Raw genomic sequence first — 17575 nt, 5'->3', positions numbered from 1 at the left:
GGCCGCGCTGCGTGACCAAGGCACGATCCCCGTGATCCCCGGTCGCCGCAATCGCAAGCGCCCCATCCAGTATGATGAGCGCCGCTACAAAGACCGGTGGCGGGTCGAGGCCATGTTCTGCCGCCTCAAGGACTTCCGCCGCGTGGCTACCCGCTACGACAAGCTCGCGCGCAACTTCCTGTCAGCCGTGAGCCTCGCTGCCGCCATCGCGTTCTGGCTGTGATTGAGTCTCGACCCTAGTTCATTCAACCAATGACTTATATTTGCCAATAATATCCACCGCAAACAAGCGCATGGTTTTACCCCCGCCCAAAAAAACGGACAGCACTGTGACGGGAAGTTTCATGCTTTCCTTCCAATTATCAACCTGCATCATTAACGCCCTCTCTTGTCATGATAGACTATATTTTGATTGCGCTGCTTCTGGCGATTGCGGTTGCCACTTTGGTGCTGCTGCTGCAATTTTCCAGGCAGGCCGGTGAGCGTTTTGAGCGCGATGCGCGCGGCAAAAAAGGCACCGGTACAAGATGTTTGGAAGCCTGCAACAACGCCCAAGGGCGGCGTATCGTGGGCGGTGCTGGAAGCGACCAAGGAACAAACCCGCACCGACAAGGACGGCTATCTGTACTCTAAACCGCTGTTCACTCCGGCCGTCAGGTCGCTTGCAGGCAAGCGCATCAAGGTCGCAGGCTGGATGAAGCCGCTCGAGACCGGCGCACGGCAAAAGCATTTCGTGCTGCTTGCCTACCCGCCCGGATGCCCATTTCACTTTCACGCGATCCCCAACCAATTCATCGAAATCTACGCCGACATTCCGTTCCCGACCAACGAGTCCAAAATGATCGTCGTCACCGGCGTGCTCGAGCTTACCGGACAAGATGAAAGCGGGATTTTTTACAGGATGAAGGCTGCAAGTCCGGCGTAGCTGCACCATCGGTGCGCACCGACAAATCGACCGTCAAAAACATTGTCAGTTGGCGTGATGCATTGACCTGGCAGCTGCCGTTCAGCGCGAAATGTCAGGTGTCGGTCATGTTAGCCATATGTCCACGCTTCCAGCCTCGGTGGGGCAATGCGTAAGGTCGCCGATTAATTATGCACTGCGCCGCGCGCTGCCCAGTTATTGTCCCGCCAAACGCGCTCCGTGGCAGCGTCAACTATATCGCCAGCCATCATGGCTTCGATGTCGTCCATCAGGCTGTCCGCAGCAGCCTGACGATAAGCCGGACGCGGCGAGCCTGCCATCGCTCGCTGAATGATCCAGTCATTTTCCTGTCGGCATGCCACCCCAGCGATGGCCGCGCTGTCAAAACTGCGACAGACTGCACCAGCCTTATCCTGAAATGTCAGACCGATGCGGATTTTGGCATTTTCTGGTTGCGCTGATGCAAGCTGGGTATCCAGCGCGTTTGCAAGCGTGCCATCAGCAACGAGCGTGTCGCTGCGCACCGTGAGCGGGCCGCTTGATGGGGAAAAAAACTGCGGACCGACCAAAAGCCCGATTGCAAGGCTAGCGGCCATTGCGGTTACGGTTGACCAGCGAAAGCTGCGAGCAGGCGAGGCAAGCCGGGTGTCGATTTTTTCCAGCGGGCGCATAAGCCGCGCGGGTAACGCTTCGTCAAGCACGGGATAAAAATGCGCTGCCAGTTTCGCCTTCAATGCCCGTTGCTCGGCGATCATGGCGGCCAATGCATTATCTTTTAAGGCCGCACGCTCAACACGTTTGGCGGTGACCAGATCAAGCTCGCCATCCACATAGGCCATGATGATGTCGTAATCGAAGGTCATGCGGCTTCTCCAAGCATGGTCGCAAGCGCTTCACGCCCGCGCCCGAGACGTGAGGTCAATGTGCCGACCGGAACTGAGGCGATGTCCGCAGCCTCACGGTAACTATAGCCCTCGACCAGCACCAGCACGACAGCCTCACGCTGTTCTGGTGGCAACGTTGCCATCGCCCGATCCACGTCGCCGAAATCAAGCTGCGCTTCCATTCGCTGGTGGCTGTTGTCGGCAATCTGCACGGCAGAATCATCAATACTGGTCATTGATCCGCGCCGTGCGTCTGCGCGGTGCCGATCTATCCACAGGTTACGGGTAATACGATACATCCAGCTATCCAGTCGTGTACCGACCTGCCACTGCTGACGGGCGGTTAACGCTCGCTCTATTGCAGCCTGACACAAGTCGTCCGCATCGGCATGGTGCCCAGTCAAGCCCCGCGCGAACCGTCGCAGACGCGGCAAAAGCGCAACGAGATCCTGCTCAAACGCCATTGATGTGCTCCAAAGGGGCATTTGGTTTATCGATTGCCGGTGCGAGGGCCTTTTGGTTCATGGGGATGAAACGCGGCAGTTCATACGTTTCATCCATCACAAGCACAAAAAAGTGCAGTGCCGCAAGGTGACCACCCACGAAGAGGGAATTGACAGATGATGGCAGGAATTTGCAAGGTGCTGTTGGGCACAGCAATCGCCACCATGCCGGTGGCTGCGTCACCGCAAATCGGCATCCCTGCGCTGCCCAACACACGAATTGGGGTGGAAAGCATCTCTGGTCCACTGTTGCGCGATATCGATTTGGATCGCCTGACTTCGGCGCAAATTGCCGAACAACTGCAGATTGCACGGATTGAACGGCTGACCAGCATAGTCCGACAGAACCGCGACCGGGTCGAATTCGATGCGCAAAAGGCGCCGGCGCTACGCGGTGTACTGTTAGCAACAGGCGTTACGCCTGCTCATCGCGCCAAAGCCGAGGCTGCCGGCTATCGCGTGCTGGACGAGGAGGTGATTGAGGGGCTCGATCTGTCGTTCACGCGATTTGCGTTGCCACAAGGCGAAAGTCTGCGAGCAGCACAGAAAAAGTTGGCAAACTTGTTGCCCGACGCAGACATCTCCGCGGATAACCTGTATTTTGCCAGTGGTCTGGCTCCGCCCCTCGCGACATCCACACCGTCAATTGTTTCGGCGCAATCTGCAGCGTCGGCCAACGCCCGCCTTGGCCTGATCGACAGCGGTGTCGGCAAGCTGACGGGGCACAACGCGCGTGTGGTGCAGAAGGGCTTTGCGCGCGGCGCACCCCGAGCCGGTGGTCATGGCACAGCAGTCGCTTCGCTGGCGCTCAGCGTGTCTGGTCCCGGCAGCTCATTATATGCTGCAGATGTGTACGGTGACGACCCCGCAGGCGGTACTGCATCATCAATCGCACGCGCACTGGGGTGGCTGATCAGCCAGCAGACATCGGTGATCAACATCAGCCTGGTGGGGCCGAACAACGCACTGGTGCGCGCAGCGATCGCGCGGGCGCAGGCAAAAGGTGCGCTTATCGTCGCAGCGGTGGGCAACGATGGCCCTGCAGCAGCACCTGCTTATCCGGCGGCACAGTCCGGGGTGCTCGCGGTCACCGGGGTCGATCAGGCAGGCCGGGTGTTGCCCGAAGCGGGCCGCGGTAAACATGTGGCCTTTGCAGCGCCTGGTCGCAATCTTGCTCTATCGGTCAAGAGCGGCAAAAAGGTAAACGTTCGCGGAACGTCATTTGCAGCGCCGCTGGTCGCCGGGCGGCTTGCACAGCTTTATCCAGTCGCAGCACCAAGCCGGAGTGCATCGGCTGTACACAGTCTTATCGCCGAAGCGCGCGATCTTGGCAAAAAGGGCCGTGATCCGGTGTTTGGCCACGGTCTGGTTTGCGCGGACTGCGGGCGCTGAAAAAATTTGAGCCTTGCGGGATGGATTGTCGTCGCACGCTCGTTGCCTTCGTATCGGATCGTGTTTGAGCACGTCCGGCACCTGAAGGAGACACAGACATGAAGCATTTTTGGATGATCGGTTGCGCAGTCGCTGTCATGGCATGCGTTCCTGCGCAGGCACAGCTCCTGGGCGGAGGCGGACTTGGCGGAGGCCTCGGTGGCAACCTTGGTGGCAACATCGGCGGAACCTTGGGTGGCTCCCTCGATCGCCCGGCGCGCGATCTGGGATCGACCGTCGAGCGCAAGCGCAAATCGGTTGAAGCCAACGGAACCGCCAGCGGAGATGCGCGCGCCCGCAAACAAGTCGATTCCCGTCAAGGTCGCGTTGCCGCCGATGGCGGTGGCAACGCCGGCGGTACCGGCAACATCACGGGCAGCACTGGCCTGCTCGGACAAAGCGCGGGCAGTTCGGCGGCGGGCTCTGGATCAGGTGGTGCCAGCGGCGGTGCCAACGCAAACCTGATTGGTACAGATCAGGCCGGGACGATCGCACGCGGCGGCATTGGCCGTGCGCGCGATTCAGCCGGCACTGCACGCGATGTGGCGGGGCAAAAGGTTGGCCGCGTTCGGGGGGTTACGGGTCATGCGACAGACAGCATTGGATCGGCCGCCAATTTTGCTGGCTCTGCTGGTGGAGGTGCTGCCGGAAGCGGCGCTGCATCGGCCAATGGCGCTGGCGGGTCCGCCGCTGGCAATGGCGCGCTGGCAGGAGCGGGCGACGGAGGATTGACCGCGTTGCCCGGCATGCCAATTACCAATGCGCGTGGTCGCACTCTGGGCTTTGTTCAGGGGGTCAGGACCACATCGAGCGGCGCGGTCGAGACTGTGCTGGTTGACGTCGGCAACAAGGTTGTGCCCATTCCGGCGAGCCAGTTCAGCGGCAATGGCGAAATTTTGGTCACCGGGATGACGTCAGGTCAACTGAAATCGGCCGCGAAGGATGCGCCTCAGGCAGATCAAGCAGATCAATCGGCGCAGTAAGGTTCTAAACTGCCATGCAACCGGGCGAGGTAAGGTCCTCGCCCGGTGACCGGGAACCAAAATTTTCGCGTTCGCCAGCAGCTGTAACGCGATGCCTCTACAAACACCTTAGCCAAACGTTGTGCGCCTCCACTCGGACGTGCCAGGGATGAAACGCAACTGGCGCGGCTTTCGGGTGACTTCTGCATGGCTGACCGGTTGTTCCGTCTTGAGAAAGTTGCCGCTCGGTCAGAGCATCGAGCGTCGGCGCTTGCAACACCACAAGCTCGCTGCATAGTATCAACCCCACGACAAAGTTTGCACGCCGCTCATCCACGCCGCGCGTTGTGTCAAATGGGTCTGACGGCGGACATTCAGAACATGCGAGGGGGCCGCAGATGATTTTGCTGGTTGGTGCAACAGGACGCCTGGGACAGGCCGTAGCGCAGCGGCTCAATCGGGGCGGAATTCCATTTCGTGCAGCCTGTAGAACAATCGGCAAGTCGCACAGGTTTGCAGAACTTGGCACTGAAGTCGTCGCGATGGACATTGCTACCGGCGTTGGGATGGTCGAAGCCCTCTCTGGGATCACGAAGATTGTAAGCTGTGCGCATGGGCTTGTCGGCAAATCACGGCATTCAATTTTACGAACGGATGTTCAAGGTCACGCCGCTTTGATCGATGCCGCCGCTGCCAGCGGCATCACGCGGTTTGTCTATCTGTCGGCACTGGGTGCATCCTATGACCACCCGGCGGAATTCTGGCGGGCGAAGGCGGTAACTGAAAAGCACCTGATTGCATCAGGTCTGGACTATGTAATCCTGCGGCCGAGCGCGTTTATGGACCTCTATGCCCATGATTTGATCGGGTCGGCTGTGATACGAAAGAGGCCAGTGGTTTTGCTGGGCGACGGACGCTTGTCCCGCAACATGATCGCGGTCGAAGACGTCGCCACTGTCGTGGTGGCTGCATGTGTCAGAAACGATCTGGTCAATGAAACAATCGAGATTGGTGGGCCAGAAAGCCTGACTGAACGAGAAATCGTCGCTCAATATGAACGTCTTTCTGGATACAAAGCCCGGGTTATTTGCGTGCCTAAAATTGCATTGCGAGCAATGGCTTCTGCGATTCATCCGGTACACTCGGGCGTCGCTCGACTGCTGCGCTTGCCGATCGAACTCCAGGGTCGCGACGATCTCCATCTCCAGTCAATGTCATGGACAGAGCGGTTTAGCATCGTCCCGATGCGCCTGCGCGATTTGGCTGACCGCAAAATGTCAGACCGGTGATCGACTGTTCAAGCGGGCTGCAGCAACGCGTTATCGTGATTGACGGGTCCCAGTTCACCGAGTGGATGATCGGATTTTGCGTTGGCGTCGGCACCAGTCGTGCCGTCGACGTCAATCGGGTGGAGCAAGATTTTTTTGCGGATCAGGATTGATGCGATCATGCATTATGGCAATGGGCTCAGCGCGCTTGTTCAAAACATAAAATCTGAACACATGAGCGCCGCCGCCTGTCCATATGCTTATTATGAGTGGATGCGCAGCGGTGATTAACGGGGAATCAGCGAATGATCTACATATGGCTCAACCTGACCCCAATTCTGGCAGCTACGGCGCTCGGCCTGGTTATCGGCTTCGTCTGGACGAAATCAGGCAAGGTCAAGATTTCAAAACGCGTCGTGCTCGCGGCCATTCCTGCCACGTTCTGGTTGACGGCCATACTGGCTGGCGCATTGATCCTGGCGCCGTCCGAGGCTGAACCGTGGACGATGGCGATTGGCAGCGCCTTCATCATCTGGATTGGCTTTGTGTTGCCGGTGCTGGTCGTTACGCTGAGCGTTCGTGGCGAGAGGATCAGCGTGATCGCCAGCGCGTGTGGCTACTGGCTGATCACAATGCTTGCGCAAGCCGCATTGTTGCAAGCCATGGGCTTGGTCGCACCGGGAATCGAATAGTTGCCGGTATCGTCAATCTTAACCGCTAACTGAATGGTGACGGTGCGAATTCAAGCGCTGGCACTTCTGCCCCTGGTGATCCGGCGGTCACCATAGTGTAGATTGCACCACCCATTGGGCCGAAGGATATGGCCTCTATCAGCAGCAGCGATACAATCATTGAGCCGATTCCCCAGCGCCAGGCTGGATGAGCGTGACCATTCCGCCGGATATCAGACATGACGCCTATCGCCGGGAATATTAACGCTGCTGCAAAGGTGGCCTCGAAGGCCCATGGCTGGAGGAGCGGCATTGGAAGCAGTCGACCGATGCCGGGCGAGAGCAGCATCGATGTCGCGCACAAATGCAAACGCCTGTGCCAGTCGGTGCGGCGCCGCATTGCGATCGCCGCGATTGTCAGGCCGGCAAAGAACAAAAGTCCTACGAAACCGAAGACGATGAAATGCTGGGGTTGAAAGAAAAACACAACCTCGCCGCGACGCGCTATTGCTGTCGTGACCATTCCTCCCAGGGCCACCATTGCAACAACCCAGCCAGTAGCGATCCAGCCAAGACGGCGATGCATTGCGGCGTTTGCGGTGATCGCGAAAACGTTCTGTAGCAAGAAAATCACCATCCAGCCCATAAACACGATGGCATGTGCATGAACCAGCAACGGTGCGGAAAAGCTTGAGCGTCCCGCCGCCAACTGTAACGAAAATCCCGCAGCGATCACCAATGCCATTGCGATCGCTGCCCGCAAAAAGAAGCTTTCGTCGCTTCGCATCGTCCTCTGCGGATTTACAATTATGCTTGCCATTTGATGCCCCCCCAGAGTCGCAAATGATAAGTATTCGTTTCGCACATCGAAATGCGCGTAATCATGATATCAGCAATCTTGTCACTTTGATAGCTGGCTGGCCTGCCAGCGCCGCATCCACACCCGCATCGAACGCTGCGCCTGAACCTTTATGTACGCGATCAGCATCGCCGCAACAGTCATCCATCGGCTCGATACACTGGTGCTGGGCCCAGTTCGTTCCCGCTCATCTGTTGCGCCTCTGGGAGAAATCGCACGGCTCAAATCAACCCGTATCAGCCAGCATCATAAATTTTTATTCGTAATAAACACATGATAATTCTCGCCGTTGACAACGGCCAGGCACCGACGGCATGCCCGTGCGGTTATTTGCATCAAGTTGGGGATGAGCGAGTGGCCACAAAACATCAGGAAATCGACGTATGGCGAGAAGAGCACCTCCGCTTGGCCATCGAGGCTGCGTGTGTGGCTTTATGGTCGTGGAATGTCGACAGTGATCGCTTCAACATGGACCGGATCGGTTTCCAGCTTTGGGGTATGACGTGGGCGCCTTCTGTGTGTTTTGAAGAGCTGTCGGTGCATATCCATCCGGCTGATCGTGACCGCGTGAGAGCAGCTTTCACGGCAACACGCTCAGTCAGCGGACTTTATGAAATCGACTTTCGGATCATCGACAAAGAGGAAATTCGCTGGATCTCGGCACGTGGCCGTGGTGCCGATGCAGGAATCGTGGACCGCGTCATGTTTGGTATTTTTCTTGACGTGACGGGTCGTAAGCAGGCTGAAGAAGGCAGCGAACTTCTTGCGGGCGAAATGAGCCACCGGGTTAAAAATCTGCTGTCCATCGCCACCGGATTAACCGAGATTACTGCGCGCAGCGCATCGTCAGTCGCGGAAATGGCAGGCGAACTGACGCAACGGCTCACCTCCCTGGGTCGCGCACATGACATTGTCCGACCATTACCCGGGCAGCAGGGCAAGGCTGCGCTGCTGGGTGACCTGCTGTCCGTTCTGCTGGCACCCTATGATTCAACCTCTGCATTTTCTGGCCGCATTCGTGTGTCGGTGCCGCGAATGGGTGTCGGAGAGCGGACTGCAACCAGTTTCGCGATGGTTGTGCACGAGCTGGCAACCAATTCAGTGAAATATGGCGCGTTATCGTGTGAGACGGGCTTCCTCGACATATCGAGCAAGCAAGATGACGAGTTTCTGGAATTGATCTGGGCCGAAACCGGGGGCCCCCCGGTGTCTAATCGTCCCGAGCTGACCGGTTTTGGCAGCAGGCTCGTTCGGCGCAGTGTCACCAACCAGCTTGGCGGGGATTTGCATTACGATTGGCAAGAATCCGGTCTGGTGGTCACTGTCAAGGTCCGCCAGGACAAGCTGGCTGGTTAACGCCTGCTTAACGTCATCGGTAAAAGGGAACCTAGCTGCGTTTGTCACGTAAGCCTGTTCTAGCACTCGCGTGATACAGGTTAGCGGTACGTGAATGCCAAAGATTGAACAAGATTCTCCATTATCGTGGGAGATCCGCAACGGAAGCGCCCTCTTTAATCGATGCAAAGCAAATCAAATGAATCCAACGTTGGTCAGTCTCAAAACGGGAACAATGAGCGATCGTCATCTTCAGCTGGAACGATTGTCACCCACTGCGCTCGATAATTGCAGGGATGCAATTATAGGCGTCAGCACAACAGGGTATGTCCGGCATTGCAACGCTGCCGCTGCAGCGCTCTTCGGCTATTGCCGAAACGATGTTTTGAACCTGCCATTTGATCGTCTGATCCCCTCAATTGATCGGGATTTACAAGCTGCCACACGCGCATGTCCAGTCGCTTCGGGCACTATTGTCTCTGTTGTGGCGCAGGCCGTAACTGCATCTGGCACGACATTTGATGCCGAACTTCGGATTTCGACGCCTGATCAAGAGTTTCAGGACATCACCATGCGCTGGGTCACCGTCATCAATGCAACCCAGCGCGAACGCAAGCACCAGCTGCAAAAGCTGATGGTGGACTGTTCACGGATGGTCGGCCGTGACTTTGTTGAGGAAGCCGTGGCGGTTCTCGCCGAGGCGCTCGGCGTGCGCTGGGTCATGCTATGCCAGATTGACCCAGGCTCCATCCGCTGCGCGCACACCTACGCTTTTTGGGCCGACGGGAGCCGCCAACCCAATTTCAGCTATGAATTGGCAGGCACCCCCTGCGGAAATGTCGTCCAGGACCAGGTCTGCGTCTACCCCAGTGATATTCAGGCGTTGTTCCCGGATGATCGGCTTCTCGTCCAGATGGGGGCGGAAAGCTATATAGGCGCGCCACTGCATGCGAGCGATGGTCAACTGATCGGCTTGCTCGCTGTGCTGAATGACCAGCCAATCCAGGACAGCGAAGGGTCTGCATTAACGCTGGAACTGTTTGCGGGCCGGGCAGGTGCAGAGCTTGAGCGACTGCAGTTTGGATCGAGTGCCGAGCGGCTTGGCAGGATCGTGGAGGATGCGGCCAGTGAGGTGTTCGTTTTCGACGCAGAAACGTTCAGGTTCATTCTCGTCAATCGAGGCGCCAGGGAGAATCTCGGCTATACAATGGACGAGCTGCGTGACTTGACACCGGTAGACATCAAGCCGCAATTCACGGCGGAACAGTTCCAGTCCTTAGTGGCACCCTTGCGCCACGGTAGCCAGACTATCTTGACCTTCGGGACAATTCATCGCCGCAAGGACGGCAGCGACTATAATGTCACGGTGAGGCTGCAGCTTCTACGTGACCGCGAGCGCCCAGTATTTTTTGCAGCGATTGAGGATACAACCGAGCGTGATGCGACGCTTTGCGAGTTGCGTGACACGACGGAAAGGCTCAACTCAGTTCTGAGCAATACGACCATGGCAATGTTCTTGATGAATGAACGTCAGGAATGCGTTTACATGAATGACGCCGCCGAGCAACTCACAGGTTTCAGCTTGGCCGAGACCCAGGGCCGGCTACTCCACGATGTCATCCATCACACCTATCCTGATGGCAAGCCGTTCCCGATACATGAGTGCTCGATCGATCGGGCCTTCCCAACTGGGGATAATGTTCAGGGCCAGGAAATATTCATTCATAAAGATGGCAGCTTCTATCCCGTTTTCTATTCTGCAAGCCCGATAAGAGACGCCTCCGCCATGACGGTGGGAACCGTCATCGAGGCCCGGAACATAGCTGAGGAGATAGAGGCGAAACGTGCCCGTGATCATTTTAATACGGAACTCGAAGCCCGGATTGAACAAGCGTTGGCTGAGCGCGATGATGCAGAAGCAAAATTGCGCCATGCTCAGAAAATGGAAGCGATTGGAAAGCTGACTGGCGGAGTTGCCCACGATTTCAACAATTTGCTTCAGGTCGTTGGCGGAAATCTTGAATTGATTGCGCGTGATGTGGCAGGTAACCTCCGCGCATCGCAGCGGATCGAACTGGCGATGACGGCCACCGAGCGAGGCGCAAAGCTGGCACAGCAGCTACTCGCGTTCAGTCGCAAACAGCCACTCAATCCTCGGCCATGTAACCTCACGTTATTGTTGACAGGGCTGGAGGAGATGCTGCGCCGCCTGCTCAGTGGACAAATCGATCTTCAAGTGTTCTGCCCTGACGGCATCTGGGATTGCTTTGTTGATGCGGCGCAATTCGAAAATGCAGTTCTTAACCTCGCAATCAACGCGCGTGACGCGATGGTGGATGGTGGTGAACTGGTGATCGCGCTTGAGAACGCAACGTTCGATGAGAACGCATCGAACGAGCTTGCCGCAGGGGATTATGTGATGCTGACGGTCTCCGATACCGGCTGCGGCATGTCTCCGGAGGTGCGGGAGAGAATTTTCGAACCGTTCTTCACGACCAAGGAGCTTGGCCAAGGAACGGGTCTGGGCCTCAGCATGGTCTACGGGCTGATGAAGCAATCGAACGGACACGTTACGGTCCACAGTGAAGAAGGCGTCGGCACAACCTTCACGCTCTATTTGCCCAGATCGCATCTTCAGCCGGCTGAAATGATGGGTCCCCTGACAGAAGACGTCGTTGGCGGAGAGGAGACTGTCCTGGTGGTCGAGGATGATGACGCCGTTCGCGCGACCGTCAACGGTCTTTTGCGCGAACTGGGCTATCGGGTGCTTCTTGCACGCGACGCCGAAGCTGGACTCGCGATCCTCGAAAGCGGCGCTGCAGTAGACCTTTTGTTCACCGATGTCATCATGCCGGGAAAGGTGCGCAGCCGCGATTTAGCGAAACGCGCAGCTGAAATCCTGCCTGACATCTCCATATTGTTTACGTCCGGATATACTGAAACCGGGATCATCCATGGCGGTCGGCTGGATAGTGGGATCGATCTTCTCAGTAAGCCATACTCCCGCAATGCATTGGCCCAGCGGGTGCGGCATAGCTTGAATGCCAGAAAAACGAAGCCGAATGGGCCAAACTTTGGCACTGAGGTTCGTACTCAGCATTGAATACCGCATGCCCAAGTTCAGGGGGGCATATACTGCACGGTATATGCCCCTGCAATCACGTTGCGTCCCAGTTTCCAAAGCGCGATATCCGTCAGTCCGCCGCGCACGTCACTCTGGCGCGATGCGCGCCGGTGACAAGATAGCCGCCCCGTGTGTTGTCCGGGTTTGCCGAGCATTCTTCCTGTTATCGACTGTGGATCTTACCGTTACGGTTCCACGATCAGCCTGACTGCGAGCGATTGTGCTTCAGCAAAGTTGATGGCGTAGTCGACACCGAGCCTCAGCTTGAAATTCCAAAGGACCTGGAAGCCGCAGATTCCATTGCAGCGCTGAATGCGCGGGGCGGCGAGATTGGCGAACGACGCGAACTTGTATCCATGCTCGTGGCCACATTAGCTTTAACGACCTTTGGCGTTACAGTTGTAGCGTTCTGGTTCGCATGATCGTTGATGAATTTCCCGTTCGGTTGTTGGGTCCAGCGGGGACAAACTCCGCTCAAACGTGAACCAACGTCAGGACTCAGGTCACGATCGATCGCAGTTTGATTGTCCGGGCTGAACAACAAGTTGGGGCCAAAATCTGATTCCGATGCGCCAGGGCTCACACGGATATGTGACCCGGAATCGGGCGTTAACGTATTGACGGGTCTGCCTCGGCACCGGTGAACTGATCCAGATAGGATCGCGGGCCAGCGCGTTTTTATCAGTCACCGCAAACTTGCCTTGTTAGCGGCACGGCAGTTTAGCGGATAGCGCGTCACATATTCTGCATCTGGGCGCGTTGCACGTTAGCGCCGACTTTTTGCTATTGAGAATGCGTCTCAAAACCTTTATCGCGTTCCCGAAAGGGAGCGCAGATGCATTCAACAGCAACTATCAGTCTAATCGCCGCAACAATAATGGCGCAAAGTCAGGACGATGCCACAGACGCGCAGAGAATCGTCCAACCGACCGATCAGACGGAAATCGTCGTAACAGCAACTCGCTCGGGGTCGGCGATCGAGCAACTCCCCATCTCAGTATCGGTCGTTGACGAAGAGGCGGTCAACGCACAACTTCGTCAGAACCGCAATATCCTCTCTGGGCTGGAATTCATTGTGCCGGGCCTGAGTGTCCAGGATAGCGAAGTGCGTGGCAGCTGCAGCAGCGCTATCCGTGGCCGAGCAGCATCGTTTCAGATTAACGGCGTACCTGTAAATGAGGACTTGCGTCCAGGCTCATGCACCGGACCATTTACTATTTCGCCTTTTTCGGTCGAGCGGGTTGAGGTGGTGCGCGGTGGCACCGCTCTTTACGGATCGGGAGCCCCTGGCGGGATTATCAATTTGATCACACGCCGTGCCAAGAGCGAGGCGCTGGAGATTGATGCAACTCTTCAGACCAGCTTCAACACGCAAGAGTCACGCAACACGTTTACGACCGATCTATATGCTGGCGTCGGGCAAAAGGTCGGGGCATTCGATTATTACGTCGGCGCTGCCTATACCGATGGCGGCAGGGTCCGCAGCGCTTCAGGTTTGCCGGTGCTGTCTGCTGACTTTGAGGCGATTGATGTGCTGACATCGTTCGGGCTTGACCTTGGAGCAGGGCAAGACCTGCGCTTCACCGGCACGTTCCACAATGAAGATGTCGGCCCGCAATTTTTTCCCGACGGCACCATCGACCCGGTCACCGGCCTATCTCGTATCGTCGAAGTGGCGCCGCACCCGCAAGTTGGACAGGGCCGCGACCGTAACGTCACTATGGCATTGAGTTATCACCACCCCGCGCTGCTCGCTCATGATGTCACCTTCAGCCTGTTTTACCAGGATCAGTCAATCAAGCAGCGCGATAACTTTTTCTCGGCGGATTTCGGCAACGACTTTTTCGCTTCGAACCGAGAAAACAGCCGTTTTGGTTTTCGGTCGGCGCTGACCAGATCCTATCTGTTGGGATCAGGCAGCTTCAAGACAACCTATGGCTTCGACTTCACTCGCAACGACTTTCTGCGATTCAACGTCGATCCAGCCGATGGGGAACGTGTTACCGGCTATGTCACTCCCGCCTTCTACCTCAACACCTATGCCCCGTTCGTTCAGGTCGAGCTGGGCCTGGGACGCCTGACCTTGACCGGAGGCGTGCGCCGAGAATGGTATCGAGGCGCAATCGAAGAGGAGGGCTTCGACCCTGCCCTGCCACGCGCAGCCACACCTGGAGCATTTGGCAAATCTAGCCTGAACCTGTGGAACGCTGGGGCTGTGTATGCAGTGGCCGATGCTATCCAGCTGTATGCCAGCTTCAGCCAGGGCGCCGAGCTGACACAACTTGGACGGGCCGCACGCGGCGCACTTGATCCGTCCTTGATCTCGGTGGAACCGGCAAGCTCTGATCAATATGAGATCGGTATCAGAGGTGATGTCGATCCAGTCAATTTCGGCATGGCACTTTACCATTCGCGGTCGGCGTCATCCTCGCAAATTCAGCCCGATCCGAGCTGCGCCGGCGAAATCTTCTGCCCATTGATCCCGCTGCGTGTGCCCGAACGCTTTCGCGGCTTTGAAGCAAATGCCAGCTGGCGCGCGACTGAGAATTTCACGCTCTCCGGCGTGTTTACCGTGCAGCGCGGGCGGGTTTTCAATGAGGATCTGGGCCGCTTTATTGCTTATGGCACGGACGTCGCCGTTCCTCTGCGCGTAACGGGACGGGCCGAGTGGAGTCCGGTCGACCCTGTAAAGGTCAATTTCCAGATGACGCATTATGGTGCTTCATCGTTCTTTTCTCCGACCGAGCAGGCCATCGGCTTTATCGATACCGACGCCGTAACCCTCGCCAGCGGCAGCGTCAGCTACCGTCTCGGGTCAGCAGAGTTCTATATCGCTGCCGACAATCTGTTCGATAAGCGGTACGTCAGCGTTGCCAACCAGGTGCAAGGCCAAGGCGGATTCACCTTTATGGAAGCGCCGGGGCGGAGGGTGACCCTGGGTGTCAGTGGCCGTTTCTAACAACGACGTTGCCACAGGCGGGGCGGCCACAGGCAAGGAGGCACGCCGCAAGGCGGTGCCGCTGTCCTACTGGCTGCATTCGATCATCGGCCTAAAACTCAGCCTGTTTCTGGGCTTTGTGTGTCTCACAGGCACCATCGCCACGGTCGCGCACGAGATCGAATGGCTTTACAAGCCCGAGGTCCGCGCCTCCAGTCTCAGTGGAGAGGCAGACTGGGGGCGGATGTGGGATGCGGCCCAAATCGCCTACCATGATGCGCGGTTGAACGGTATCGGCTCGTATGAGCGCAATGATGCGCCTTATTTTGCCAAGGCAGTGTCTGCGACCGATGCCAAGGGCGTAGACTTCACCATCTATGTTGATCCGGGCACGTCCAGAGTCAAAGGTCATGAATACGGCCGAAGCTTTCAGGACGCGACGCGTGCGCTACATTATTACCTGTTCGCGCCCGGCCATATCCCGATATATATCGTCACCTCGCTGGGGTTCGTCCTGATCCTGTCGCTTGTAACCGGGTTGATCAGCTACAAGAAATTCTGGCGAGGTTTTTTCCGGATGCCGCGATGGCATAGGGACTTACGCACCGTAATGGGTGACATCCATCGTCTTGTCGGCCTGTGGTCACTCTGGTTTGTAGCCGTCATGGGCATCACATCCATCTGGTACTTTGCCGAGCATGCTGGCGTTGACTGGAACACGTCCCCGCCTGTGGCAAAAACAGAGCGCGCAGTGACACAAATCTCGGGCGAAAAAGTGCGGCGCTGGACCGAGATAGCGCGCAGAAAAATGCCCGGCTTGGCCATCACGGCTGTCCACTTGCCCTATGAAATTGGTGATCCGGCGGTCGTTCAGGGCCAGTGGCGAGCCTGGCTGGTGCGAGAACGGGCCAATGCGGTTTTCATAAATCCCGCGACAGACTCCGTGGTCGGCAGCCGTATCGCGCATAGGACTGGCGTGGGTGAGCGCATTGTACATACCGCTGACCCTTTGCATTTCGGTACGTTCGGGGGGCTTGTCACCAAGCTGATCTGGTTCGTTTTTGGACTCGCCCTCGTCGGGATGGCGGGTAGCGGGGTCTATATTTACACAAAGCGTCTTCGTCTGGCAGTCGGCAACACCCGTGCCCTCGGCTTTCTGGACTATCTTGGGGCGTGGAAATGGCCGAGTGTTGTTGCGATAGGCGCGGTGCCCGCGATCAGCTTTGTCTTCTGGTGAACGTTCGGCGGCGTTCTTCTTTTGGGTCTGATGAATTTCGCCGCAATGGCGCACTGCAGGTCTCACGCCAAAGCGCCCCAACCATGACCCCGGAGCGCTCGCATCATGAAGGCTTTCGCGTTTCAAGCGTCAGAATTGCCCCCGGGCATGGGATATGCCGGTCTGGTTGCTGGAGGTCCTACATCGGGACACGTGAAAAGATGCAGTTGCACAACTTGTCGCGCAATCGCTAATACCTTATAACTCTAGTCGTCAAATGGGGGGTCTGTTGGCGTCGATCGCGATTTATAACCCAAAAGGGGGTGTTGGAAAAACGACGTTTGCGGTCAATCTCGCCTGGGAATCGGCTAACGCCGGCAATCGCACCTTGCTTTGGGATCTAGATGGACAGGCAGACAGCTCCGCGATCCTGGTCGATAGCGAAAAACAATCCCGGCTTGATGCTGCGAAACTCATGCATGGCACCGCAGACATACATTTGCATATTTTGCCAAGCAAGATTGTGGGACTAGATGTTCTCGTTCCCGAAGAAGAGATGCGGCGCACCGACAATCTTTTCGTTTATTTGGCGCAGCAGCAGCGCCTTACCCGGTTGTTCCTGACGTTCAAGCAACGCTATGACCGCATCATCATCGATTGCCCGCCCGGTTTCAGCGATACCGCGCGCAAGCTGCTGCCCGTGGCCGATCTGATTATCGTGCCTGTGATCCCTGCCCCGCTTGCTATTCGTGGGCTGGAACGCGTGCGCACCTTTGTCACACAAAAGCGTGGCAGACATGCCCCTCTCCTGCCTGTTTATTCGATGGTTGACAGACGGCGCACGCTGCACAAAGTGGGGCTTTCGGACCATCCCGACTGGCCTGTGGTGCCTATGTCGAGCGCAATAGAACAAATGACCTGTCGCCTTCTGCCAGTGGGGGCAATTGCCCCGGACGCAGCAGCGGCACAAGTGTTCAGGAAACTGTGGACCGGGATAGATCTCAAACTCCGCCAGATGCGCCTGGCTCGTAAGGTAAACATGGACACCGGTCAGCGGCGGTTGGACACAACCTCTCAATTGGGATCTTTTGTTGGGCTAGCACGGATACGCTAGCGAGATGTTGGTGCAATCTTACGAGACGCTGATTGATGGTCAACCTCAGCTTCAAAGCCAGTTGGCAGTGCTCTTGCCGAACCGACCGCATTTGCTGCGATGGCTCCCCACCCCAAAGCGCCCCAGCCAGGGCCCGCGCGCGGTCCCATCCGCAAAGGACCATCCGCTTCGGACTGCTGGATTGCCTTGTGAAGGGGTTATGCCGCTTATACCAAGGCGCGCTGAGGCTGACTCACGCGAGGGATTCCCAACCGGCTGAAATTATGATTCGTTGTGGCAGGCATATGGAGGCTTGCAATGGCGGCAGCGATTGGGGTTCGGACCGATTTCACATCGTCGGATTTG

General features: G+C 57.2%; 16 protein-coding genes. 11 read left to right on the top strand and 5 right to left on the bottom strand.

The window, feature by feature from the left end; translation table 11 throughout:
• Window positions 1-223, top strand: a 223-nt coding sequence (locus ACEW8G_RS05925) for a transposase (RefSeq protein ID WP_373486921.1), incomplete at its 5' end; no start/stop codon positions are given.
• An 18-nt stretch (window positions 224-241) separates the two neighbouring features.
• Here the strand turns inward: ACEW8G_RS05925 and ACEW8G_RS05920 are convergent.
• The gene (locus ACEW8G_RS05920; RefSeq protein ID WP_373487517.1) at window positions 242-376 is read right to left on the bottom strand and encodes a hypothetical protein; all 135 of its coding nucleotides are present in this window, start codon (window positions 374-376) and stop codon (window positions 242-244) included.
• A 120-nt stretch (window positions 377-496) separates the two neighbouring features.
• On the opposite strand from ACEW8G_RS05920, the gene ACEW8G_RS05915 reads away from it, so the two are divergent.
• A complete protein-coding gene (locus ACEW8G_RS05915; protein WP_373487518.1) occupies window positions 497-925 on the top strand; it encodes a DUF3299 domain-containing protein in 429 nt (142 codons plus the stop codon).
• A 164-nt stretch (window positions 926-1089) separates the two neighbouring features.
• On the opposite strand, the gene ACEW8G_RS05910 is transcribed toward ACEW8G_RS05915, so the two are convergent.
• Window positions 1090-1788 carry an anti-sigma factor gene (locus ACEW8G_RS05910; protein WP_373487516.1) on the bottom strand — a complete coding sequence of 233 codons (699 nt, stop codon included), beginning with the start codon at window positions 1786-1788 and terminating at the stop codon, window positions 1090-1092.
• Window positions 1785-2273, bottom strand: coding sequence for an RNA polymerase sigma factor (locus ACEW8G_RS05905; RefSeq protein ID WP_373487515.1), 489 nt, complete (start codon window positions 2271-2273; stop codon window positions 1785-1787). Before ACEW8G_RS05905 ends, ACEW8G_RS05910 begins: the two co-directional genes overlap by 4 nt.
• Before the next feature lie 156 nt (window positions 2274-2429).
• Between ACEW8G_RS05905 and ACEW8G_RS05900 the strand changes: the two genes are divergently transcribed.
• The 3 genes from ACEW8G_RS05900 (at window position 2430) to ACEW8G_RS05890 (ending at window position 5994) form a co-directional block, all read left to right on the top strand.
• Window positions 2430-3704: a S8 family serine peptidase gene (locus ACEW8G_RS05900; RefSeq protein ID WP_373487514.1), complete on the top strand. Its 1275-nt coding sequence runs from the start codon at window positions 2430-2432 to the stop codon at window positions 3702-3704.
• Window positions 3705-3802: 98 nt separating this feature from the next.
• The gene (locus ACEW8G_RS05895; protein WP_373487513.1) at window positions 3803-4726 is read left to right on the top strand and encodes a hypothetical protein; all 924 of its coding nucleotides are present in this window, start codon (window positions 3803-3805) and stop codon (window positions 4724-4726) included.
• A 377-nt stretch (window positions 4727-5103) separates the two neighbouring features.
• On the top strand, window positions 5104-5994 hold the full coding sequence (locus tag ACEW8G_RS05890; protein ID WP_373487512.1) for an SDR family oxidoreductase: 891 nt from the start codon (window positions 5104-5106) through the stop codon (window positions 5992-5994).
• An 8-nt stretch (window positions 5995-6002) separates the two neighbouring features.
• Here ACEW8G_RS05890 and ACEW8G_RS05885 read toward each other — a convergent pair whose 3' ends face one another.
• Window positions 6003-6155 carry a hypothetical protein gene (locus ACEW8G_RS05885; protein ID WP_373487511.1) on the bottom strand — a complete coding sequence of 51 codons (153 nt, stop codon included), beginning with the start codon at window positions 6153-6155 and terminating at the stop codon, window positions 6003-6005.
• Window positions 6156-6278: 123 nt separating this feature from the next.
• Between ACEW8G_RS05885 and ACEW8G_RS05880 the strand changes: the two genes are divergently transcribed.
• Window positions 6279-6665 (top strand): hypothetical protein, encoded by a 387-nt coding sequence (locus ACEW8G_RS05880; RefSeq protein ID WP_373487510.1) that lies wholly within the window; start codon window positions 6279-6281, stop codon window positions 6663-6665.
• Window positions 6666-6690: 25 nt separating this feature from the next.
• On the opposite strand, the gene ACEW8G_RS05875 is transcribed toward ACEW8G_RS05880, so the two are convergent.
• Window positions 6691-7464, bottom strand: coding sequence for a hypothetical protein (locus ACEW8G_RS05875; RefSeq protein ID WP_373487509.1), 774 nt, complete (start codon window positions 7462-7464; stop codon window positions 6691-6693).
• Window positions 7465-7776: 312 nt separating this feature from the next.
• Between ACEW8G_RS05875 and ACEW8G_RS05870 the strand changes: the two genes are divergently transcribed.
• The 5 genes from ACEW8G_RS05870 (at window position 7777) to ACEW8G_RS05850 (ending at window position 17230) form a co-directional block, all read left to right on the top strand.
• The gene (locus ACEW8G_RS05870) at window positions 7777-8859 is read left to right on the top strand and encodes a sensor histidine kinase (protein ID WP_373487508.1); all 1083 of its coding nucleotides are present in this window, start codon (window positions 7777-7779) and stop codon (window positions 8857-8859) included.
• Window positions 8860-8953: 94 nt separating this feature from the next.
• Window positions 8954-11941, top strand: a complete 2988-nt coding sequence (locus tag ACEW8G_RS05865; protein WP_373487507.1) for a PAS domain S-box protein — start codon at window positions 8954-8956, stop codon at window positions 11939-11941.
• Window positions 11942-12797: 856 nt separating this feature from the next.
• Window positions 12798-14921, top strand: a complete 2124-nt coding sequence (locus ACEW8G_RS05860) for a TonB-dependent receptor (RefSeq protein WP_373487506.1) — start codon at window positions 12798-12800, stop codon at window positions 14919-14921.
• The gene (locus tag ACEW8G_RS05855; RefSeq protein WP_373487505.1) at window positions 14908-16137 is read left to right on the top strand and encodes a PepSY-associated TM helix domain-containing protein; all 1230 of its coding nucleotides are present in this window, start codon (window positions 14908-14910) and stop codon (window positions 16135-16137) included. The genes ACEW8G_RS05860 and ACEW8G_RS05855 overlap by 14 nt, the downstream gene beginning before the upstream one ends.
• 268 nt (window positions 16138-16405) lie before the next feature.
• Window positions 16406-17230 carry a ParA family protein gene (locus tag ACEW8G_RS05850; RefSeq protein ID WP_373487504.1) on the top strand — a complete coding sequence of 275 codons (825 nt, stop codon included), beginning with the start codon at window positions 16406-16408 and terminating at the stop codon, window positions 17228-17230.
• Window positions 17231-17575 lie beyond the last annotated feature (345 nt).

This window comes from Blastomonas sp. (assembly GCF_041747255.1).
Taxonomy (GTDB): Bacteria; Pseudomonadota; Alphaproteobacteria; order Sphingomonadales; family Sphingomonadaceae; genus Blastomonas.
The sequence above is the reverse complement of the archived record's forward strand: the minus strand, read 5'-3'. Positions and strand labels throughout refer to the sequence as shown.